This window comes from Streptomyces sp. H51 (assembly GCF_035656535.1).
GTDB lineage: Bacteria > Actinomycetota > Actinomycetes > Streptomycetales > Streptomycetaceae > Streptomyces.
Window position 1 is genome coordinate 175774 of the sequence record NZ_JAYMHD010000061.1, and the last position, 22237, is coordinate 198010.

General features: G+C 74.4%; 1 protein-coding gene. It reads right to left on the reverse strand.

The features are described 5' to 3' along the window. Positions 1-48 precede the first annotated feature (48 nt). On the reverse strand, positions 49-22230 hold the full coding sequence (locus VKA29_RS21255; RefSeq protein WP_324787470.1) for an EndoU domain-containing protein: 22182 nt from the start codon (positions 22228-22230) through the stop codon (positions 49-51). Positions 22231-22237 lie beyond the last annotated feature (7 nt).

Here is a 22237-nt window from a genome sequence, read left to right on the forward strand (position 1 = left end):
CGACAGGGACGGTATGAAGGACGTGGCGATCCTGCGGCCGAGGCGCCGTCAGGTGCCTGCTGGGGCAGGTGTGGTGGCGGGCTCCTGAACCGGCGCCGCGGCGGCGGCTGACGCTGTGGCAGCGGGCTCGGCCGGGTCCACCGGTCCGTCCCGGTGGGACGCCTCGGGATGCCGGCGGGCGCTCAACCGGGTGAAGGCGGCCCGCACTTCCGGGGGGAAGAGCGCCGGGTTCCGGCGCAGCAGGCGTTCGCGATCTTCCGGACCGAGCCCGAGCTGGTCAAGTCGCTGCTGCCCTGGGGAGAGTTGCCAGAAGGCCGCGGCCTTGGGCGCGTACGCCAGCCCCTCCACGTCGTGCTGCCCCACGGGTGTGGCCAGCAACTCGGGGGAGTCGAGCAGCGCACGGAGCTCCGCGGCGACGTCCTGCCCGGCGTCGGGTTCCGGCGCGGAGGAGCTTCCGCCGGAGCCGTTCGCGGCTTGCGCCGGGTCCGCGCTCCGGCGCCCGTCCGTGGCTTCGGAGCCGACGGTGGCCGGGAAGACCTCCGCGATCTCCGAGACCTCCGAGACATCCATGGCTTCAGGGGCTGCGGCGGCTCGGGGGGCCGTCTTGGCTTCCGAGGTGTGTTCGAGCCCGGGGGCCTCCGTGAGACCAAGGGCGACTTCGGTCTCGGCTCGGGAGGCGTCCGAGATTTCGTGGACCTCCATGGCTTCCGCGCTTGTGGTGGTTCGGAGGGGGGTTTTGGCCTCCGAGGCCGCCGTGACCCGAGGGGCCGCTTCGGCCTGGGTGGTGTCCGCGGCTTCGGGGGTTGTGGCGGGTTCCGGGACCGACTTGGCTTCGGGGGTTGTCACGACTTCGGGGGTTGTCACGGCTTCGGGGACGCTTCTGGCTTCGGAGGTGGGGGCGGGCTCGGAGGCGGTCATGACCTCCGGAGCTTCTTCGGAGGGGGTCGTGACTTCCGGGGCCGCTTCGGCTTCGGAGGCGGTCAGGGCTTCCGGGGCCGCTTCGGCTTCGGAGGCGTCGTCCGGGGTCTGCCCGTCCGGCCCGGCGCCGGTGGCGTCCGGCCCGGTGTCGGTGGCGTCGCCGTCCGGCCGAGTGGCGGCGGCACCCTCCACCGTCCCGTCCACCGCCGCGTCCACCGCCGCGTCCACCGCGGCGGCGTCCGCCGAGTCGCGCGCGGCCTCGGCCCCGCTGTCGGACCCGGCGGAAACAGCGTGACCGGTCCCGTCGCGCCGCGCGGCCGGGGAACCGTCGCCGGTCCCACGTTCCGGTCGGGCCAGCAGGTACTCCCCGCCTCTCCGGTACAGGACCACCGAGCGTCCGTCCGATCGGTCGCCGGTGGCGCGGGTGCGGACGGTGCCGTCCTCGCCGACCACGGTGACGTCGGCGCCGAGCACGTCGGCCGCGTACCGGGCCGCCTCCTGCTCGGCGGCGTCGTCCCAGACACCGTTCCCGGGGGCGACCGCACCCGGGTCGCCTCCGGGGCGGGACGAGGCCGGCCCGGCCGGCAGCAGTGCGCGTTCCTCGCCGGTGAGCCCGGGCAGGCCGTCGGCGACGGAGGACCAGAAGCCGTTGCCGTCGCCCTCGGGCGCGACGAGGGCGTGGACCGTGCCGTCCGGGCCGGTCAGCGACGGCACCCGCCCCGGCGTGAAGGCGGGGCGCCAGTCGCCGGAGCCCGCCGTCCACGGCACGGAGCCGTGCGCGGGCCGCGGCGGCCGGCCGGCCTGGGGTGCGACGGCCTCCGGGCCGGTGTCCGCCGCGGGTGACGGGGCGGGCGACGGCGCGGGCAGCGCGGGTGTGCGCGGGCCCTCTCCGGCGGGGAACGCCGGCCGGTAGTGCCGGTCCTTCAACTGGATCACGACGCGCGGCAGTTCCTCCCCCTCCGGCAGCCCGTCCGCTGCGTCCGGCTCCCCGGACGGCGGCGGCGTGAAGTCCTGGAAGGCGCCGTCCCCTCGGACGACCGTGATCCGCGCCCCGAAGTGCCGCGCGGCCAGCGCGGGCAGCAGGTCGGCCGCGCCGTGGTCCCAGCCGGCGTCCTTCGCCGCGTCACCGGAACGCAGCAGCTGCGCCCGTGCGAGGGCGGCGCGCTGTCCGGCGGGCAGCTCGGCGTGCAGCGGTATGTGCCCCGAGGCCTCGAACTCGCGGAGTTCGGGCGATTCCGGAGCGAAGGCCACCCCGCTCTCCCGCAGTTCCGCGTCGTCGAACCTGTCCTTCGTGTCGGGAGACGTGAAGGGCAGCAGATCGTCGTCGCGCGTGTCGTCCAGCTCATCGGCGAGCCGTTCCCGCAGGTCACGCACGATCTCCTGACGGTCCGCCGCGGTCGCCCAGTGCCCGAACTCCTCCGGGGAGGCGTGGTACACCCCCTCGGCCAAGGCGTGGAAGAACCCGTCGCCGTCGGCGGGGACGTCATGGACGGTGTAGAAGACGCCCTCGGGTGAGACCAGCCGGTCCGGTGTCCCGTCGGGTGAGGTGAAGCGGGCGGCCGTCGGCCCGGTGCCTTCACCGGCCGGCCGGGGTGCCCGGTACACCACCGGCGGGGGCTCGGTGAGGCCCTGCCGCCGCTCCGGTTCACCGGACGGTCCCGGCTCCGCGGGCAGCTGGTGCCAGCGGGTGAGCCGGTCGGCCGCGGCCCGGACCCGGTGGAACTCCGCGGCGGCGGCCTCGGCCTCGTCGAGCAGGGGCTGCAGGAGCTGCCGCTTCACCGCGTCCACCGGGTCGCCGCCGGCCGGTTCCGGCGTGGTCCCCGGCTGATCGGCGAGCGTGCGGCGCAACTTCCAGTAGGCCTCGTCGGCGGCGATCCACGCCTTGGACGCCTTGGTGACCTGGTTCCAGGCGTCCGCGACCCGGGACGGGAAGTTCGCCTCGTCGATCAGGCCCAGCTCGCGGGCCGTGTCCTCGTGCACCACCGCGATCAGCTGCGTCCGTGCCTCGACGGCCCGGACGCGGCGGACCCGGCCGAACAGATGACGGGAGCGCTCCACCTCGGCGACGCCGAGCCAGTCGGTCGGCACCGCGAACACGAAACTCCGGCCGGCCGGCTTCTCGGTGAGCTGGGCGCCGTCCGCGGTGCCCCGCGTCCGGCGGTCGGTGGCCGAGACGTTGGGCCCCGCGAGGTTCGCGGAGGGCACGACCGACCCGACGCCCTCGGCGGCCACCGCCGCCATGGCGCCGACGGCGGAGTCGTATCCGCTCGTGCGGGACCGGGCCTGGCTCGCGGCCCCGGTGTCCCGCTCCGCGATCTCCATCGTGCTCTCCGGCACCACCGCCAGCAGGGTGGCCCGGCCCAGGTCCGGCCTGGAGTGGAGACGGAAGTCGCCGCGCGCGCTCCCCTCTCCGTGCAGGCCCGGGACCGTGTAGCCCTCGGCGGTGCCGCTCTCCTCGAAGAAGGCCGCCAGCGCGGCGTCCCGGGTGGCGTTGTCGAGCGCGAGCGCCGCCGCGGTACCGGGGCGGGTGAGCCCGGTACGGGAGGCACGCTCCGCGGCCGCGTCCAGTTCCGCACCGGTGAGTTCGCGCGGACCGTCGCCGTCGGGGGCCACGGAAGTCCCGTACGCCTCGCCCAGCGCCACAGTGGCGGCCTGCCGCAGGGTGTCCAGGCCCACGACCCTGCGCACCATCCAGCCGACGGCGGGCGGCCGGAAGGGGCCGCGGGTGCCGTCCGGGAGCCCGGTGGACCGCCAGGCTTCGACCTCGCCCTCGGTGGCGCCGGGCGTCCACCGGGTGACGGCCCGCGGCGGCCGGGCCACGGCGGGCGGACCGAGCGGGTCGGCCGCCGGCACCGACCGCTGGGCCGGAGCGGTCATGCTGAGCGGTACGTACTCGCGCAGCGTCCCGACCGTGTTCTCCTCGCGGATCGTCGTGCCCTGCCCCGTGTCCAGCGTCAGCCGGAGCCGGTACCCGGTGCGGTACTGGGCGTGCGGCTCGCGGGCGTAGAACCGCTGCGTCCGGGTCCGCGTGCGGGAGAGACTCCTCGACGCCTGCTCGGACGTGACGACCGACCCGTCGAACGTCACCGGAACCGACGCGACTTCGCCCGGCCGCGGGTCCCGCTTCGACGGGACCGTCAGCACGGTCTCGTTGATGCCGATCCCGTAGGCCCTGGAGCTGCCCGTCGAGCCGCCGCGCGCCTCCGTCACGGTCGCGACGCGGGTGTCCTCGATGTTCACGCCGTGGTCGAGGCCGTCGAACCGCGACTCCTCGGCGACCAGTTCCACCCGCAGGGTGCCCAAGCGGCTGCCGAGGTGGACGCCCATGATCCAGCGGCCGACCCGGGTACGCCCCGTGCTGCCGCCGCTGGTCATCTGCTCCCGCAGGGCCCGCAGGGCACGGGGGGTCACCAGGGAGCGCACCCGCTCACGGTCCGCCTCCGCGACCCGCCAGCTCCGCAGCTGCCGGTCGAAGTCGGCCAGCACCTGGGTGGCGTCCAGGGAGTTGACGGGGTACGAGCCGAACGGGTGGTCCTGCCACCAGGTGGTGGTGGTCCACTCGTGCGACGTGTACAGCGGCACCGTGCCCAGGCCGTCCCGGAGCAGTCCGAGCCGGTGGGCCGTCTTCTCCCCGAGGTGGCCGAGGTAGCTGTCCGGGAGGATGAGCCGGACGCCGGCCGGACCGCCGCGGTGGAAGGGCGTGAGCACCGGGCGGAGCAGCCCCTCGAGGCGGACGGAACCCGCGATGTCGTGCCGGGTGTCACCGGCCACCAGGACCTTGTGGCCGCCGTCGTCGGCGTTGGCGTCCGAGGTGACCGTACGGGTCACGCTGGTGGTCTCGGTGCGCGAGCTGCCCCGGCCGTAGCGCAGGCCGTGCGTGGAGGTGAGTTCGGTACCGCCCGGGGTCGTGCCGTACTTGCCGCCGGCGGTCAGGGCCAGGGTGAAGCTGCTGCCCGTGGTGACCGATCCCGCGATGTTCAGGTCGCTGCCGATGGCGAGCTCGGTGCCCATCTTGACGGGCTTGGAGATCACCCGCAGGTCCTGGACCCGGACCTGGTGCACCAGTTCGGCCACGCGGTGCCGCAGCAGGCCCTCGGCGAAGAACGTCGCCCGGGAGCCGGCCGGACCGGACGCCTGGTCGAAGCCGCTGGTGAGGGCGTGCGACTGGAAGAGCCGCACCATCGCGTCGTGCGGGACGGCCCCGGTCCGCGTGAAGTGCCAGGCGCCGCCCGACAGCCCTGCCATGAGGTCCTGGGCGGCACCGGCGAGCGCCAGGGGCGAGCCCACGCTGACGGTCTGATGGGCGTGGCCGCCGAACGCGTCCCACTCCCGGGCCTCGCCCGCCGCCGCCCCGTCGAGGACCGGTACGCCGTCCAGCAGGGCCCGTGCCCGCGCCTGGCTCAGGACCTCGAAGGGGACGACCGGCTCGGCGTCCGGTGTGGCCTCCGCGTCCGGTGTGGCCTCCGCGTCCGGTGTGGCCTCCGCGTCCGGTGTGGCCTCCGCGACCGGTGCCGGGGTGACGTCCGGTGCGGACTCGGCGTTCGGTGCGGAGTCGGCGTTCGGTGCGGAGTCGGCGTCCGGCGTGGCCCCAGCTTCTTCCTCGGACTCAGCGCTCGGCGTCGACTCCGCGTCCGGTGCTGTCCGCTCGTCCGCCGCCGGCTCGGGGCCGGCGTCCGACGGCCGGCTCTCGCCGACGGAGTCGGGTCCGTGCGGGACGGGCGGGTGCTCGCTCACCGCCCGGTCCTCCGGCACGGAGTCGAGCGCGGGGAGCGCGTGCTCGTCCGGTACGGCCAGTACGACGCGGCCGGTGAACGGCGTGCCCGCCTCGCCCCCGATCAGGTCCCGGCTCTCCTGGGGCCGCGCCCCGAGGGTGCCCAGCGACAGTGCTCTCGGCACCGAGCGGTAGCGGGCGAAGCCCTCGACGGCCACCGTCAGGCTCAGCCGGTAGCTGTGCAGGTGGGACGGGCGGGCGCTGGCGGCCAGCGGTTCGAAGGACGCGCTCGCCCCGTACTGCGTGCCGCGGCCCCGGCTGCGCCCCCAGATCGCGCGGCCCGAGACGGTGGCGTGGTCCGTGACACCGGTCCGCGCCTCCAGGCCCCAGCTCGTGGTGTCGTTCACCGCGGAGGAGCCGTCCAGCCGCTCCGTGCCCGGGGCACTGGTCCGCAGGATCAGGTCGTTCTGGGTCCCCTCGTAGCGCCGTTGCGTCAGCTCGCCGCCGACGCGGAGGGTGAGTTGCGAGCGTGTCCAGGTGGCGCGCGGAACGTCCAGCGGGATGGTCAGCCCGGTGGTGGTGATCACCCCCAGGTTGCCGGCGACGCTGTGGTGGGACAGGGCGTTGCGCACCCGCAGGGTGTTCTGCAGTGCCATGACGAAGTGCTCCCGGTCGCGCCAGCGGGCATCTGCCGGACCGGTGAACGCCTCCAGGGGTGCCAGGACGCCCGGATACCGCTCGGCGGCCGTCCGGACCACCTGGTCGGTGAAGGTCTGCAGCCAGCCCGTCGACGCGTCTGCCGGGATCTCACCGTCCTCCCAGCGGAACTCCTCGGGCCTGCTCATGCCCAGCAGGGCGGGGCGGTCGCCGGTCAGGTACGCCGGGGGGCGCGGCTCGTTGCCGTGCCGGGCGCGCAGGGCGGTGCCGTCGTCCCAGCCGGCCAGCCGGCGGGCCTCGGTGTGCGTCATCCGGTCCAGGCTCCAGGTCTCGAACCGGATGGGCTCCGCGCTGCCGCTCCGCCGCACGTGGACGGTCTTGCGGACGTGGTACAGGAGGGTGGGCACGTTCTTCGCCCGGCCGACCACCTTGAGGGAGCCCGAGCCGCCGAACGCGGTGCTGTGCGTGACCGTGTGCTCCCGGCCGATGACACCTCCGGCCAGGGCCTTCCCGAGGACCCCCAGCTCCGCGCTGGGGCCGACGGTGACCTCGACACCCAGGGTGGTCGAGCGGGAGAACGTCCGTTCGGTCCTGGCGGTCTGCTGGAGCGTGTGGCGCATCTCGACGACCTGGCTCTCGGTGAGCAGGACGGCCTCCCCGGGCACGACCCGGTCCACGGTGAACGCGCCGAGCGGTGCCCCGTCCGCGTCGAACAGCACCTCCGTGGCCATGCCGCCCCTGGCCAGCCGGTCGGCGGCCCGCTGGAAGTGCTCCGCGCCGAAGAAGGCGGAGAGGTACGTGTGGGCCTCGGTGCCGGGCTCGGCGCCGATCTCCGCGGCGAGCCGGTCCCGCAGCGGCCTGATCGGACCGAAGCCCTCGGTGTGCACCAGCCGGTAGTCGGCGTGCCCGTCCAGCGTCATCCGCTGCGGCACCCGCCCCGGCTCGCCGGGGGAGGTGGCGCTGTCGGCGAGCCGCACGGTCAGCCCGTTGCGCACCGAGAACGCGAACCGGTCGTGCCCCGCCGCGGAGTCCGCGGCCGCAGCGACGACGGTGACCTCGTAGCGCACGTCGTCCAGGTGCAGGTGCGAGCTCTCCGCCGCCCTGCTCTCCACCTGGCTGAGCGTCTGGTCCTGCAAGACGTGCTCGTGGGACTCGGCGACGCCCACCGAGAAGTTGACGCGGCCGAACCCGGCCACTCCCGACGACGGGCCGACCGTCAGGCCCAGCCCGGCCTTCGCCTTGCTGCCCCCCACGCCGGTCCGGCCGTCACCGGTCTGGCTGCGGTGGGCGGCGTCGATCTTGACGGGGGTGGCGTGGACGTCGGTGAACCGCTCCCAGTTGCCGTGCGGACGGGTGACCACCCGCAGCGCCGTCCTGGTCCCGTCGCCGAACGCCGGTGACTCGTATCCGTCACCGGTGAACGCCTGCGGCCTGGCGTCCATGGCCCGGCGCAGGTCGTCGAGCGCCTCGCGCAGGCCGGGCTCGGCGTCCGGTTTGCCGAGACGCCCGGCGATCTCCGCCACCACCAGGTCGGCACCGCGCAGGGCGACCCGGCTGTGGCCGTAGCTGCGGGACCGGTCGTCCCCGGTGCCGTATCCGGCCGTCAGGTACTCGGGCAGCCTGCTGCCGTCGGTGAAGACCACCGGCCCGTCCTCGGCGGCGGACGGCGCCGGCATCGCGTGGTCGATGCGGGGCGGACGGTGCGTGTCGAGCTGCGTCTCGATACGGGAGGGGGCCGGCGTCCGCTCGCCGGGGGCGGCGGCGTCGTGGTCCTCCGGTTCCGGCTGACCGGCCTCGTCACCGGCTTCCGGCTGCTCCTCGTCATCGCTCGGCTCTGGTGCGGCGCCGTCCTCCGGTTCTGGCTCCTCCGGCTGGGCGTCCGGTGTGCTCACGGACCCGCCTGCCGGGGGCTGGAGGGGTGCGTCGGCCGCTACGACACCACCGGACGGCTCCTCCTGCCGTCCTCCGGACGACACCTCCTCATCGGGAGCCGGCAATTGCTGGTACAGGTTGTTGATCTTGAGGGCGGATACGGCGTCCGGCATGCGCGTGCCGTCCAGCCAGAACCTCACCGTCTGGCGGGTGACACCCAGTCGCCCGGCCACGGCCGTCTGTGACTCCAGTGCGCGGACCAGCTCGGTCAGGTGGGACAGGGTGGTCCGGTAGGTGTGGAGTTCCTCGGGGATGACGCGTTCGGCGTACGCGGCGATCCGCTCGCGCATCGCCTGGTCCGGGGAGGACCTGCCGTCCCGCCAGTCGCGCACCGTTTCCGGGCTCACCCCGACCTCACCGTCGCTGAACGCGTCGGCCAACGCCTCCCACGCGGCAGACGGGTTCCGGTTCTGCTGCTCCTTCGCCCACAGGAGTTTGAGGACGCTGCTGAAGGGCGCGGTGGGATGCTGTCGCCGAGTGCCGTCCGACGGGTCGTAGCGGGGCGGACGGTCCTCCGCCGGACGCCGGGCCTCGGACGGATCAAACCCGGCGGATGCCGGGTCCACGGTGTCGTCGGTGGCGTGCCGCGTCCCGCCGGACGCGTCATCGGCACCCGCGGTGGTCTCCTCGTCCGGGCCGCCGGCTTCGGTGGAGGGCGCCGCGGTCTCCTCGCGACGGACCGGGGTCTCCTCGTCCGGACCCGGGGTCTCCTCGTCCGGACCCGGGGTCTCCTCGTCCGGACCCGGGGTCTCCTGTTCCTCCGGCTGCTGGGCGTCCGGCCCGGCTTCGCCGTTCCGGGCCGGTTCCGCCGCTGCCGGAACCGGACGGACGTCGACGATCCTGCCGTTCTCGGACAGGACGTCGATCTCCACCCCGGCGAATGAGCCGCGGACCCTCGTTCGCCCGAGGCGCGTGGGGTCGGGCACGGCCGCCTGCGGGTCCGTGGTCCGCGAGACCATGTACGCGACGTAGCGCACGTCCTCGCGGGACCACCCGGCGGGGAAGCCCGCCTCGTCGTGCGCGGTCAGCGGCGCCCCGGGAGCGAAGACGCTCGCCAGCACCCCGTCGATCTCGGTCTGCATGTACGTGGGGACCCGCGCGCCCGGCGTGCCGTTCGCCGCGGTGCCGGCCTCACGGAGCGTTGTCTCCCCGCCGAACGGGTCGGCCAGTTCCAGGGCTCGCGCGAGGGCGGCCCGCGCCCGCGCCGGGTCGGCGCCGTCCGACGGCAGCCACCCGGTGGACGGCGGCGCGGCCGCGTCCAGAGCCCGGACGACGCCCGCCAGCTCCCCGGGCGCTGTGGGCAGACCGAGGAGCCCGGGCAGGTCGTCCGCGGCCGACGGGCCCCCCTCCATCCCCACCGGGACCACGTGGTGCGCGTCCTGGTGAGGGCTGTCCACGCGGGCCAACGACACACGGACCAGCGGAGCCTGATCCGCCCGCCGGATGCCGCCGTAGGCGCGGGCGACGGCCGCGCGCATGCGGTCCCAGAGCCGGTCCGCCACGGTCGGCTCGGTGCCGTGCGCCGGGTCCAGGTGGATCCGGACCGTGAGGTCGAGGCCGCGCTGCCCGTTGGCGAACAGCACGTGACGGACGTCGACGTCGACGGTCCGTCCGCCGCGAGGCAGGGAGACGGTCACCGGGGCCGTCTCGCCCACCGGTTGTTCCGTAGCCGGCTCGGTGCCGCCGAGTGGCGACCACCCCGTGGCCGGCGCGACCTGGTCCAGGTCCTGGACCAGAGCGGTGAGGTCGGCGGCTGTCTGCGGCAGGCCCAGGAGCCCCGGCAGCCCGTCCAGCAGCTGCACGAGTCCGTCGGATGCCACTCGCAGGACGTGATCGGCTCCCTCCGGGGTGTCCGCACGGAGCAGCGACAGCCGGACCGGCGGTGCCTGGGTCATCCTCGAGTACAGGTCGTTGTACCTGTCGGCCACCTTCTCCATGTACGTCCACAGAGTGTTGAGCAGGGGCGCCGGAACACCGGGCTCCGGAGCCAGATGGAGCCGTGCGGACAGGTTGTGTTCCTGGGCACCGTCGGAATACATCACCCGCTGGACGGAGAACCGCGTCTCGCTCCCGTCGCGGGAGACGACCGCAGGGACGGAGGCCGTCTCGGCGACCGGATCGGGCCGGGGCCATCTCAGGCGGGGCTGCACGGGCGTGGGCCGGTAGGCGACGTGCCGCCCGTCCCGGACCAGTCCCTCGATGCGGACTCCGTCGGCCTCGCCCACCCAGTGGTAGGTCCGGCCGTCCTCCAGCTCCCTCCGCGTCTCCGTCGCCACGGCCGCGTCGTGCGCCCTGGCCACGGCGTCCAGCACCTGCCGGGGTCTCCACGCGGAGGGGAACATGACATGGTCGGGTCCGTCCGAGTGCATACGCCAGCGGGACGGTACGGCCGCCCGCGGGTCGCCGGGACGCACGGTGGGGTCGAGGAACCAGACGGTGGCCCGGTAGGTGCCGTTCTCCTGCCGTGGGCCGTCCTCGATCCGGAGGCCATTCAGGTCGAGGGCCTGCGCGGGCCTGTGGTGGACGCCGGTCCGGGTGCGCCGGTCGCCGTACCTGGACAGGTCCTCGACCCGCTGCCCGAAGGCGGGTCCGTTCCGCGAGCCGGAGACCGGCGGCGGTACGTAGCCGGGGGCAGGCCCGTCGGGCTGGCTGTCCGAGGGGCGGAACCCGGTGAAGACGCCGTGGCGCAGCTCTCCCTCGATACGCACTCCGGCGTACTCACCCACCCAGACATGGCTGCCCGGCCGGCCCGGAGCACGGTGGACCCCGCCGCGCCGCCGGGCGTCGAGGTACGCCTGCTCGGCGGCGTAGACGGCGTCGTCCTCCGTCCAGTGCGCGGGGAACATCATCTGTCCGGCCCCCGGCCGCCGCTGGGTGCCGGCCGGCTCCGCGACGTCGAGGTACGGCGAGACGTCGCTCGCCGGCCGGGGACGGGTCCCGGGGGCGTCCGGATACTCCGCGCGGTGGGTGCCGTTCGGGTTGTGCGTCCCCTCCATTACGACCGGGGCCGGCCGCTCCGACATGCCGCTGGGCGGGAGATGACCGCCCGTGTCCAGTCGCAGGTCTCCGTGCAGCACGGTCTGCCGGACCTCGAGGGAGAAGTGCGCACGCTCCGGCAGCTCGTCCTCTCCGGGCAGCGCGGTCTCCGTGGCGGGGGACGGATCGCCGACGGCGTGTCCTCCGGTGGCCGCGAGGGCCCTCTCCACGGCCGCTCCGATCTGCCGCAGGTGGCGCGGCGGGATCCACCAGCGGCCGACGGCCGTGCCCTCACTCGGGTGCGCCATGTCCAGGTCGGGGCGCCCCCACTCGTCCACCCGCGCGGGGCCGTCCATCAGCGCCCCGTCCGCGTAGACCGGGCGCCGGCCGGCGTCCACCTCGCGGTACTCGTCGTGCAGGCCCAGCAGGTGTCCCACCTCGTGGGCCAGTACGTCGGAATCGGTGTCGAGCGCCCAGTTCAGGGCGTCCACCCGGCTGATCTCGGGGTGCAGCGTGATGCGCTGGTGCGCTTCCTCGGCGGTCCCGACGAAGTCGAGGAACACCCGGAACCGGTCTCCGTTGGGAAGACGGGAGCCGCGGTTGTAACGGGCGTCGACACCCTGCTGCGCCCGCCGGGCGACCTCGTTCCTCTGCTGCTCGGTCACGGCCGCGCCGTCCGCGCTGCCGAGGAAGACACGCACCACCGCGCTGGTACCGAAGTCCCCGCCGGGCAGCCGGTACCGGCGCGCCTCGAAATGCCTGATCGGGGCGGGCGAGGTGTAGGGGGCCAGGGTGGTCGTCTGCTCGCGGGGCGGAGTGACCACAGCACGGCCGATCTCGACACCGTCGGCGAACCCGGGCCCGGCGTCCCCGGCGTTCCCCACGCCCTCCGCCGTGCTCGGTGCGCCCTCGGCGGGGGCCGAGCGCGCACCGGAACGCCAGCTCCCTCCCGCGTCGAAACCGGGTGTGCCCTCGTCGCTGCGCGGGCTGTCGTCGCCGGACCGGCTCGTGTCCAGGCCGGGCCAGCCGGATTCCGTGTCGAAGCCGGGCCAACCCGGTGTCGTGTCGAAGCCGAGCCGGTCTTGCGCGGCTTCCGAGCCGGGCCAGCCGGGTTCCGGGTCCAGGCCGGGCCAGCCGGATTCCGTGTCGAAGCCGGGCCAGCCTTGCGCGGTGTCAGAGCTGGGCCAGCCGGGTTCTGTGACCAGGCCGGGCCAGCCCTGCGTCGTGTCGAAGCCGGGCCAGCCCTGTGCCGGGTCCGAGCCGGGCCAGCCCTGCGTCGAGTCGAAGCCGGGCCAGCCTTGCGCGGTGTCGGAGCTGGGCCAGCCGGATTCCGTGTCCAGGCCGGGCCAGCCCTGTGCCGTGTCCGAGCCGGGCCGGCCCGGCTCCGACAGGCTCTCGTCCTCCCGGACGGCGGGCGACGGCCAGTCGCCCCGTTCCGTCGGATCGGGTTCACGCAGGGTGGTGGGACGGCCGAAGGGGTCGGCCACGTCGAGGGCGTGGCGCAGTTCCTCCTGTCCGAGTTCCGGATCGGTGTCGGCCGGCAGCCGCCACCGGTCGGCGCCCGGCGCCCCGTCGTCCAGCAGGTCGACCGCGAGTCGCCGCAGATCGGCCGATGCCGGTACGAGCTCCATGAGCTGCTGTGAGAAGCCGTCCACGTTCTCGGGACCCACCTGGAGGGAGTGGTGTGCCTCCGCCGCACTGTCGACCCGGACGAGGTCGAACCGCAGCAGGGGGCCGTCGCTCCCGGACCTCCGCCACGCCCGGGCGTAGGAGGAGGCCGTGGACCTCCGCAGGCTGTCGAAAAGGGAGTCCAGCCGAGCGGTGTCGGTGCCGGGCGCGGCGGCCAGGTGGAACCGGATCGCCAGCTCGATGCCCTGCTGCCCGTTGTCCAACAGCACGTGCCGGACATCGAGCGGCAGGGACCGCCCGGCACCGGAGACCGAAGCGGAGTCCAAGGCCTCGCCGACAGGCGCGCGGCCGGGCCAGCGCGGGTACGGCTGCACCGCGGTGGGCCGGAACACGAGATGCCGGCCGTCACGCACCAGCCCCTCGACCCGCACCCCCTGGGCCGTGCCGACCCAGTGATAGGTGCCGCGGTCGTCGACCGGCCTCGACATCCCCCGCGCCACGGCCGTGTCGTGGGCGGCCGAGACGGCGTCCAGCACCTCGTGAGACGCCCAGTCGGCGGGGAACATCACGTGCTGGTCGCCGTCCCGGTGCGGGCGCCAGTTGCTCGTGTCCGCCGTGCCCTCGGCGTCGTGCGGAGACACGGAGGGGTCGAGGAACCGGACCTCGGCCTGGTAGGTGCCGTTGTCGTTCTCCTGACCGGGGCCGATCAGCAGGCCGTACCGGGTCTCGTCGACCTTGGGCGCGTGGTGGGCGCCGCTGAGGGTGCGGCGGTCGCCGTAGCGGACCAGGTCCTCGACCCGCTGCCCGAAGAGGGGGCCGTTCTGCGGCGTGCCGGGCGGCACCGGCGGCGCGTAGGCCGGGGCGGGCGCGCCGGGCTGGTCGTCACTGGGCCGGAAACCGGCGAAGACGCCTCCGACGAGGTCTCCCTCGATCCGCACGCCCGCGTACTCACCGGTCCACACCTGGGTGGCGCCGCGGCCTGAGGCGGGCCGGACGGCCCCCTCCCGCAGGGCGTGGAGGTAGGCCTGCTCGGCCGCGTAGACCGCGTCCTCCTCCGTCCAGTGCGCGGGGAACATCATCAGCCCGCGCTCCCGGTGGACCCCGGCCAGGTCACCGGCGTCGGGAAGCCAGCGGTCCTCGGCACCCGAGGGCCCGCCCCCCGGGTACTCGGCCCGGTAGGTGCCGTTGGGACGGGTGGTGCCGTCCAGCACGAGGGGCCTCGGGCGGGACGACCCGGCGCCCGGGGCCAGACGGCCACCGCGTCCGGGACGCGACTCCCCGTGCAGCACCGCGCGCAGGACATCCGGCGAGAACCGCGCCCGGGCCGGCGGCGAAGCCGGCCGGAACAGGTCCCTGTCCTGATCCGCCCTGCTCCGGTCCGCGCCGCCGGGGACGGCCGCCGTGTCCGGCGGCGCGTCGTCCCCGGCCCCGTCGGCCCGGGCCGGGGGTTCCGGGGTTTCCCAGTCGTGGAGCGTGCCCTCCAGCGAGGCCTTGTCCCGGGCCCACCGCTCCCGGGCCTGTTCGATGCCCGCACCGAGCTGCCGCAGATGACGGGGAGGGATCCGCTGCGCGCCCCGGCCCGAATGCCGGGCCTCGGACATGAGGTCGGTGTCCACGAGGAAGCGTCCTGTGGGGTCGATGTGGCTCGCCCCCATCAGCGTTCCGTCGAGGTACACGGCGCGCCGGCCGTACTCGTCGCTCTCGCGGTACTCGTCCTCCAGGCCCAGCAGGTGGCCCACCTCGTGCGCGATGGTGCGCGGCCTGGTGTTCGTTCCCCACTCCAGGTGGTTCGCGCGCTCCAGGTGGCCGTACACGGTGACCGTGTGATGGGCGGTGCCGGGATCGGCGACGAACTCCAGGTCGAGCCGGAAGACGTCCCCGTCGGGCAGCCGGTGCCCGGTGTTCCACATCGCGTCGACGCCTGCCCGGGCCGACTCCCGCAGACGTTCCAACTGCTCGTCGGAGGCGAAGGAGGAGCCTCCGAAGGACCTCTCCAGATACACGCGCACCACCGCGCTGGTCGCGAACTCGCCCGAGGGCAGCCGGTACCGGCGCGCCTCGAACCTCCTGATGTCGAGCGCCCCACCGAGCGCGCCCACCCAGGGCCGCGGGACCTTGCCGTCGGGAGACGCCTCCGGGGGCCCCACCTCCAGACGTTCCACCTCCCGCGCCCCGGTCGCGTCCCGCCTGAGCACCCAGTCCCCGGCCGGTCCCATGGCGCGCAGCGACCGCTCCCGCGGCGTCTCCGCTTCCTCCGCCGCCGCTTCCTGCCCGGCGGTGTCCTCCCCGGCCTGGACCGTGCCGGAGGCGTCCGCCGTATCCGTGGGCCCCTCGCTCCCTGCCGGTGCCTCAGCGGACGAGGCAGCCGGGGACGACGGAGCGGACCGCTGTCCCGGACGGGCGGCACCCTGCCCCGCGGGCCCGGTCGCCGGCCCGGCGCCGGGCGGGACCAGCCCGGCGGGAACGACTCCGGGAATCGTGTAGAGGCCGGTGACGCCCGCGCCCAGCGCCGCCTCCTCCTGCGGCGAGGAGACGTCGGCAAGGTGCGAGGCACGCACGATCTCGAACAGCGAGTGGTCCTGGCCGGGGAGCATCCAGCCCATCAGGGCCTTGCGGAAGTCGACGGCGCTCGTGGCCGGGACGTTCAGCCACTGGAAGGCCCTGAGCATGCGCAGCGTCGTACCGGAGACGCCGGCGATCAGCGGCATCCCCTGCCCGTCGTGCCAGCGCCGGTACCACCGGGACCGCTCGTCCAGGGTCCAGTAGGCGATCCCCTCGACCCAGCTCAGGGGCAGTTCCGGCCCCTGCTCGGCGGCGTCCCTCAGATCGCCGGCGCGGAGTGCCTCGACCGTGACGGGTTTCCGTACGACGGCGAAGACCCGCTCCACCGGAGGACGCGGCTGCGCCGAAGGGACGCCGGGATCGTGGTCCGCCGTCGTGTCCGCCGGCGCGGCGGCCCGCTGGATCTCGACCGCGGTGACGTCCGGGCGGGACAGGACGCCGGTGACGTCGGGGTCGTCCGTGAGCGGGTCGAAGGTGAGGGTGTCGAGAGGGACCTCCTCGATGTCGAAGCCGACCAGGGACAGCGGCCGCTCGTTCCGGCTCAGGAAGGTCCGCTCACCGTCCGTCAGGCGGGCGCCGAGGTAGGTGTAGTCGCGGGGGGTCTTCTTCGCCGGGCCGGTCTCCTGCTCCGGGGCCGGCCGTGCGACACGTGACATCTGGCTGCGGACCATCTCCCAGGGGTCCTTGGCCGCGCCCGTCGTGCTGTGGGCGGCCAGACTGCCCAGGGCGAAGGGGTCCGACGCGTCGAACAGGTAGGCCTGCCCGCGCAGTTCGGGATCCGCCTCGAGCGACTCCTGGAGTTCGTGCCGGGCACCGTTGTGCACGAACCGGGCATAGGTCTCCAGCGCGTCGCGGTCGAGACCCAGCCGGTCGGCCGGCGGCATGCCGGTGTGGGCGGCGGAGGAAACGTCACCGGGGCTCAGAACCGACCGCAGCACGGCGGTCAGCGAGGGAACCTCCGCGTCCCTCTCGTACAGCGCCTTCTTCCCGGCGGCGTTGAAGAACGCCGTCATCAGCTCGCGCACCGATCCCCGGGCGATCAGCTGGTCGAGGGCGTTTGTGCTGGAGGTGCCCTCGACCAGTGCTGTCTGCCCCGCGCTGGTCGGGTCGGTCGTGAAGAACGACGAGTCGACGACCTCGGCGCTGTGTCCGGGAGGCGGGTAGGCGGCGCGCAGCACCTCGCGCAGCCGCACGACGGCCGAGCGCGCGGCCGCGAGCGCCGCCGGATCGGCGTGGTGGTGGGCGCCGATGCGCTGTTCGAACGCGGCCCGCGCGCGGGTGAGTTCAGCAGGCGGTGCGGCCGTGACGGCGCTCTCGCGCCCGGCCTGGGCGGTGTCCTCCCGTGCGGACCCGTCGCGTCCGTCGTCCTGGGGAACGGCATCGTCCCCGCGCTGTCCGTCCGCCGCCCGGGTGCCGTCCCCGGTGACCCGGTAGTCGACCGCGGGCGCAACGTCGGGGTCGTTCGTCGCCGTCGCGAGGGGAGTGGATTCCGTGGTCGCCACGGGAGTGGATTCGGTCGCCACGGGAGTGGATCCCGTGGCCGCCGACGTACCGGGCACGGCGGTGCCGGCGTTCCGGCTCTCGTTCTCGGGCCGGGGACCCTCCGGCAGCGTCCCCTGGTCGTCCGGCGCGGGACCGGCGACCGGTGCGGTGTGCCCGTCGGCGACCGTCTCCGGCCCCGTGTGCTCCGCGGCCGTCGGACGCGGGGTGCCGGCAGCCGGGGCGGGCGATTGCCCCGCCGACGGGGACGGCGACGGCCCGTCGGTCTGTTCCGGCCCGCCGCCCGGGGCCGCCACGGCGTGGGGGCGCGTCAGTCCGTGGAGACGCTCGCGCACGGCCGCGAGCAGCCCCGTGAACCACTGGAGGGCGGCCCGGCCCTGGGTGCGCACCGCCTCCCAGATGGCCTGCAGAGAACCCATCAGGTCGTCGAGCAGCTGCTGCACCCGCCCCTTCTGCACCTGCTGGTGCTGCCCGTCGGTCCACTCGACGGTGTCCGTGTCCGGGTCGTACCGGCCGGTGCGGTTCTCGACCGTGTCATAGACGCTGAGGACGGCCCAGGAGTCGATGCTGCCGGGGAAGACCACCTCATCCGCCAGCCGGGGGTGGGTCCACTCGGCCGGGACCACTCCCGCCTGCTGCTGCCTGCGAATGGTGGCGGCGACATCCACCCCGGCGGGTACGGAGTTCCACGTCGGGTCGATCTCGTAGCGGTAGCGCCGTGTGCCGCGGCCCGGTGCGTGATTCCGCGTGGTCAGCACGAAGTGAGCAGACCGGTCCCCTTCCACCCAGTCCACCAGCCGTGGCGCCTCGCCGGAGCCGGCGGCCCGGAAACCGTCCCGCAGGACCAGGTCCGGGTTCTCCGCCTCGTCGGAGAACCGCCACAGGCGTTCCCCGATGGCGCTGGTGACCACGTAGGAACGGTCATCCGGGTCGAGCAGGGACGTATCCACCGGGACCGGGGGATGACGGTCACCCGGCAGCCACTCGACGCGTCTGGCGTTCGGGTTCCAGAAACCCGTGCGCCTGTGCTCCCGGTCGTAGACGCTCGCGATCGCCATCGGTGCGACCGCGTTCGTGAAGGTGACTTCCTGTTCGTGCGGAAAGGGCGACACCTGGTGAATCGCGACGAAACCGCCCAGGCGCTCCGCCTCCAGGGTGGCGTTGAGGTCGATGCCCACCGGGTCCGGGTTGCGGCTCGAGTCGATCTCGTAGCGGTAGCGGCGCTCGTTGAACCACAGGTCGATGTCGCGCGTTGTGGACACGAAGGGAGCGGGGCCGTTCAGCTGCGCGTACCTCATCAGCGTCGGACCGGCTTCGGAGGTGTCGGCGGAGAATCCGTTCTCGAACACCACTTCCGGCGCCTTGCCCGAGAACCTGAACAGGCGTTCGCCGCGGACCTCGACGACGAACCGGCGCGGGTCCGGGACCATGGCGTAGTTCACCGCCGGCAGCCCGTCGGGGCCCGGGTGCCGCGCCGCTTCCCCGTCCACCGGCTCGGAGACGACCTCCGCCTCGGTGGACGGTGCGACCGCCTCCTGGGCGACCGGGAGTTCCGGAGCGGCCCCGGTCCCCCGCGCGCTGCGGTGCAGATACGGGCTGAGGACGTCGGCGATCTGCTGGAGGTGGTCGGTGGTGAGGACGAAGTTCTGCCGGGCAGGGTCGGTGAAGGGGCCCATGAGGCTGGACTCGCCGTCGGCGAGGTGCTGTTCGCCGCGGCCGCCGGGGGTGAGCAGGGTCCGGGGGTCGGGGTTGTCGTCGATGACGCCGAGGCCGTGGACGATCTCGTGGACGTAGGCGGCGGGGTGGACGTCGGTGTACCAGGCGTTCTGGACCATGGACTGTCCGGGGCGGGGCAGGCCGTCGCGGACGGTGACGACGGAGTCGGCGTCGGCGGGGGAGTCGACGAAGCGCACGTCGACGCGCAGCAGCGGTCCGGGCAGGGCCGGGCCGGTGACCTGGTCGGGCTGGAGGGCGGGCAGGCGGTGGTCGCGCCGGTTGACCACGTCGTCCAGCGCCGTGCGCAGGCCGTTTCGCAGGGCGGTGATCTGCTCGGGGGACGCGTCCTGGGCGGCCAGGTGTACCCGGCGGGTGAGGTGGACGGTGTCCTGTGCGGGGCTGGCGCCGCGGTAGTGGGCCCACGTGTAGCCGGCCTGTGTCCGCTCGCCGGATCCCTGCGGGCGGCTCACCTGCCACGGTGCGTCGAACTCGACGAGCTCGCCGTCGACGAGGCGGCTCACCGTGCGGGTGCCGGGCGCGGCGGGGGCGAAGGTGAACGCCTCGGGGTTGCCGTCGCCGCCGAAGGGTATCCAGCGGTCGGTGTCCACCTCGCCCGACGCGAGCAGTTCACCGGTGGTCCAGTCGACCGATTCGGTGGCGGGGTTCCAGGTGCCGGTGCGGTGCAGTTCGCGGTCGAAGACGCTGACGACCGCAGGCCCGGCGATCGGGCCGGTGAACGCGATCTCCTGCTCGGCGAGGTCCATGCCGATCGTCGCGTTGACGTCGATGCCGGTGGGATCGTGCGCGTTGCGGGTGGTGTCGATCTGGTAGCGGTAGCGGCGGTCGCCGTACCGGAGTTCGCGGTCGCGGGTGGTGGCCACGAACTGCGCGGGCGGATTCTCGCTCACCCATTCCATGACGGGCACGACGTTGGCCGGGTCGTCCGGGTGGAACCCCTCCCGGAACACCTGCTCCGGCGGCAGGTTCGAGAACCGCCAGACCTGCTCGCCCTCGCGGCTCTCCGGGTAGGGGAAGAGGTGGAAGTCGTCGCCGCTCACCATGTTGTAGTCCACCGCCGGCGCCACGTCGGCCGTCGGCATGGCGGGGACGGTCCGCCCGCTGACGGGTGAGACCTCGGAGGCGGTGGCGGTGGCGGTGGCGGGGCGTGCGGACGGAGGGGCCTCCTCCTGCTCCTGCGCCGCTCGTGCGTCAGCGGCGTCGGCGGAGCCGCTCGCGGCCGGGGTGCCGCCGCCGGAGACGGTGGAGACCCGGGCTGGAGCCGGGACCGGGTCGTGGACCTGGTCGGCCGACTCGGTCTCGGTGGTGACGGGTTCGGGTGTGGTGGTGGCGTGGGGGTCGGCCGGGGTCTGCCCGACGGTGCGTACCGGTTCGGCGCGCGTGTCGTCGGTGACGGTGTCGTCCGCGGTGGAGGGGTGGTCGGTCGCCGTCGGGTCGTTCGCCGTGGAGTCGGTGGCGGTGGGCGGGGTCCGGCGTGGTGCGGGCGTGGGGTTGGCAGCGGTGGCCGGGGTGCTGACCGGGGCGGCCGGGGTGGTGCTTGCGGTGCGGTCGGGGGCCGTCGTGGGCACGGCGGTGGGGACGCCGGAGGGGCCCTGTGTGCCGATGGGGGTGGGCGGAGTGGTGGCCTGGGTGGTGACGGGTGCGGGCGTGGTGGTGCCGTCGGGGTCGGCCGGGGTCTGCCCGACGGACTGCGCCGGTTCGGTGTGCGCCGGTTCGGTCTGCGGGTCGTCGGTGGCCGTGTCGTCCCCGGTGGTGGGGGCGTCGTCCGTCACTACGGGATCCGTGGCACCCCGGACCGGACGCGGCGGCGCCGCCGGTTCCGCCACCGTGGCGGGCCGAGGGGCCGGCGCGGTGCTGTGCGGCGCGGCGCCCGGAGCGGTCGGAGCCGTGGGGGAGACGGTGCCGGGGCCGGGGGCCGCGTCGCCGGACGGCGTCGCGGCCGGGGCGGCCGGAGTGGCACCGTCGGGCCCGGTGACGGGTGTGGGCGTGTCCTCGGCGCCGTCGGCGGGTCCGGTGACGTGCGTCGGCGTGCCCTCGGTGTCCTCGTCGGATCCGGTGCCGGGCTGCGTGCCCGCGCCGCCCGCGGCCGGTGTCCGGTTCCCGCCGGTCCCGCCCGTCCCGCCGGTCGTGCCGGCCCCGCCCGTCCCGCCCGTCCCGCCGGTCGTGCCGGGCTGCGGGGACGCCGTACCCGGCTGCGGCGACGCCGTACCGGGCGTGGTGGTACCCGGCGTGGGGGTTCCGGGCGCGGTGCCCTGGGGAACACCGCCCGCGGGCACCGCGACGGACCCGGCACCGCCCGAGCCCGCGACGGAGCCGAGGGCCCCGGGGCCTCCGACCTGGACGGAAGGGACCGCCGGGGCGATGTGACCCGGGTCGGTGAAGTCGGCGCCGACGGTGGGCACGGCCGACGCCGGGTCGGACCCGGCCCCGGAGCCAGATCCGCCGCCGGTGCGTGCGGGCGCACCGCCCACCGGGGACCCGGGGACGGTGCCCTGCTCGTCCTCGCCCCCGGCGTCGAGCCCGGCGTCCGGCCCGTTGACCGGCCCGACGGGCTGGGAGCCGGAGAACTTGCTGTTGATCCACGTACCCGAGCCGACAGCGCCGGTGTGCAGCACGTGCTCGGACCTGTTGCTCAGGCCCGCCCCGACGAACGACGACCAGGACGTGGACCAGTTGCCGTACATGAGGCCGCCGCCCAGGAACTCGGCCACGGACTCCGCGCCGGCCTCGCCGAGGGCCTGGCTCCCGCCGGACAGGTGCTGTCCCGGCGGAGGCGTCGGCACCCCGGCCCCGGCGCCCTTCTTCCGGTCCGGCAGGTGGTTGACCGCTGTCGGGGGCGTCTTCGCGCCGACCTTGGGCAGGACGTCGTCGGCGACGTTCTTGACCGTCGTGTTTCCCTTGAAGCTCTTCTTCATCGCGTCGAAGGCCTTCTGGCCCCCCTTGGCGATCGGTGCCATGAAGGCGCCCGCGATACCGCCGATGACGCCGTCCGCGGCGATCGCCTTCCAGTCGAAGTCCTTGGGGGCGAACTCGCCGGCGGTCAGCGCGATCATGCCCAGCCGGACCGCGAACGACTGGAACGCCTCCTCCAGCGCCTCACTGAGGACGGGCATCATGTGCGTGCGCCGCAGGAGGGTCTCCATGAGCGTGAGGATCACGACGCGGCTGCGGGCCCTGGCCACGGCCGCACGGCCGGCCGCGGCCCCGCCGCTGAACACCGACAGGGCGAAGACCACGAACAGTTCGGCCATGAGGCGGATCACCTCGGCGATGATCTGCCACTTGGTCTCCATGATCTGGTACGAGGTCCGGACCCGGCCGTCGGCGATGTCGTCCAACTGCTTGGAGAAGTGCTTGAGATGAGCGGTCCCGCCCTCGTCCACGAACATGCGCATCGCGCGCACGTAGTTCTGCCCGGCCTGGGGCGGCAGCGCCCGGGCGGCGCTGCCGATCGACTTCTCGATCAGGTCGGACAGTTCCTCCAGGTTCCTGGCCAGCCTGCGGTACGGGGCGTGGCTCCCCCGCGCCAGGTCCTCGTTCGCCTGGATCAGCTTCTCGCCGATGAGGACGAAGAGCATGTTGTTGACGGACTTCGAGGCCTGGATCGCCACGCTGGAT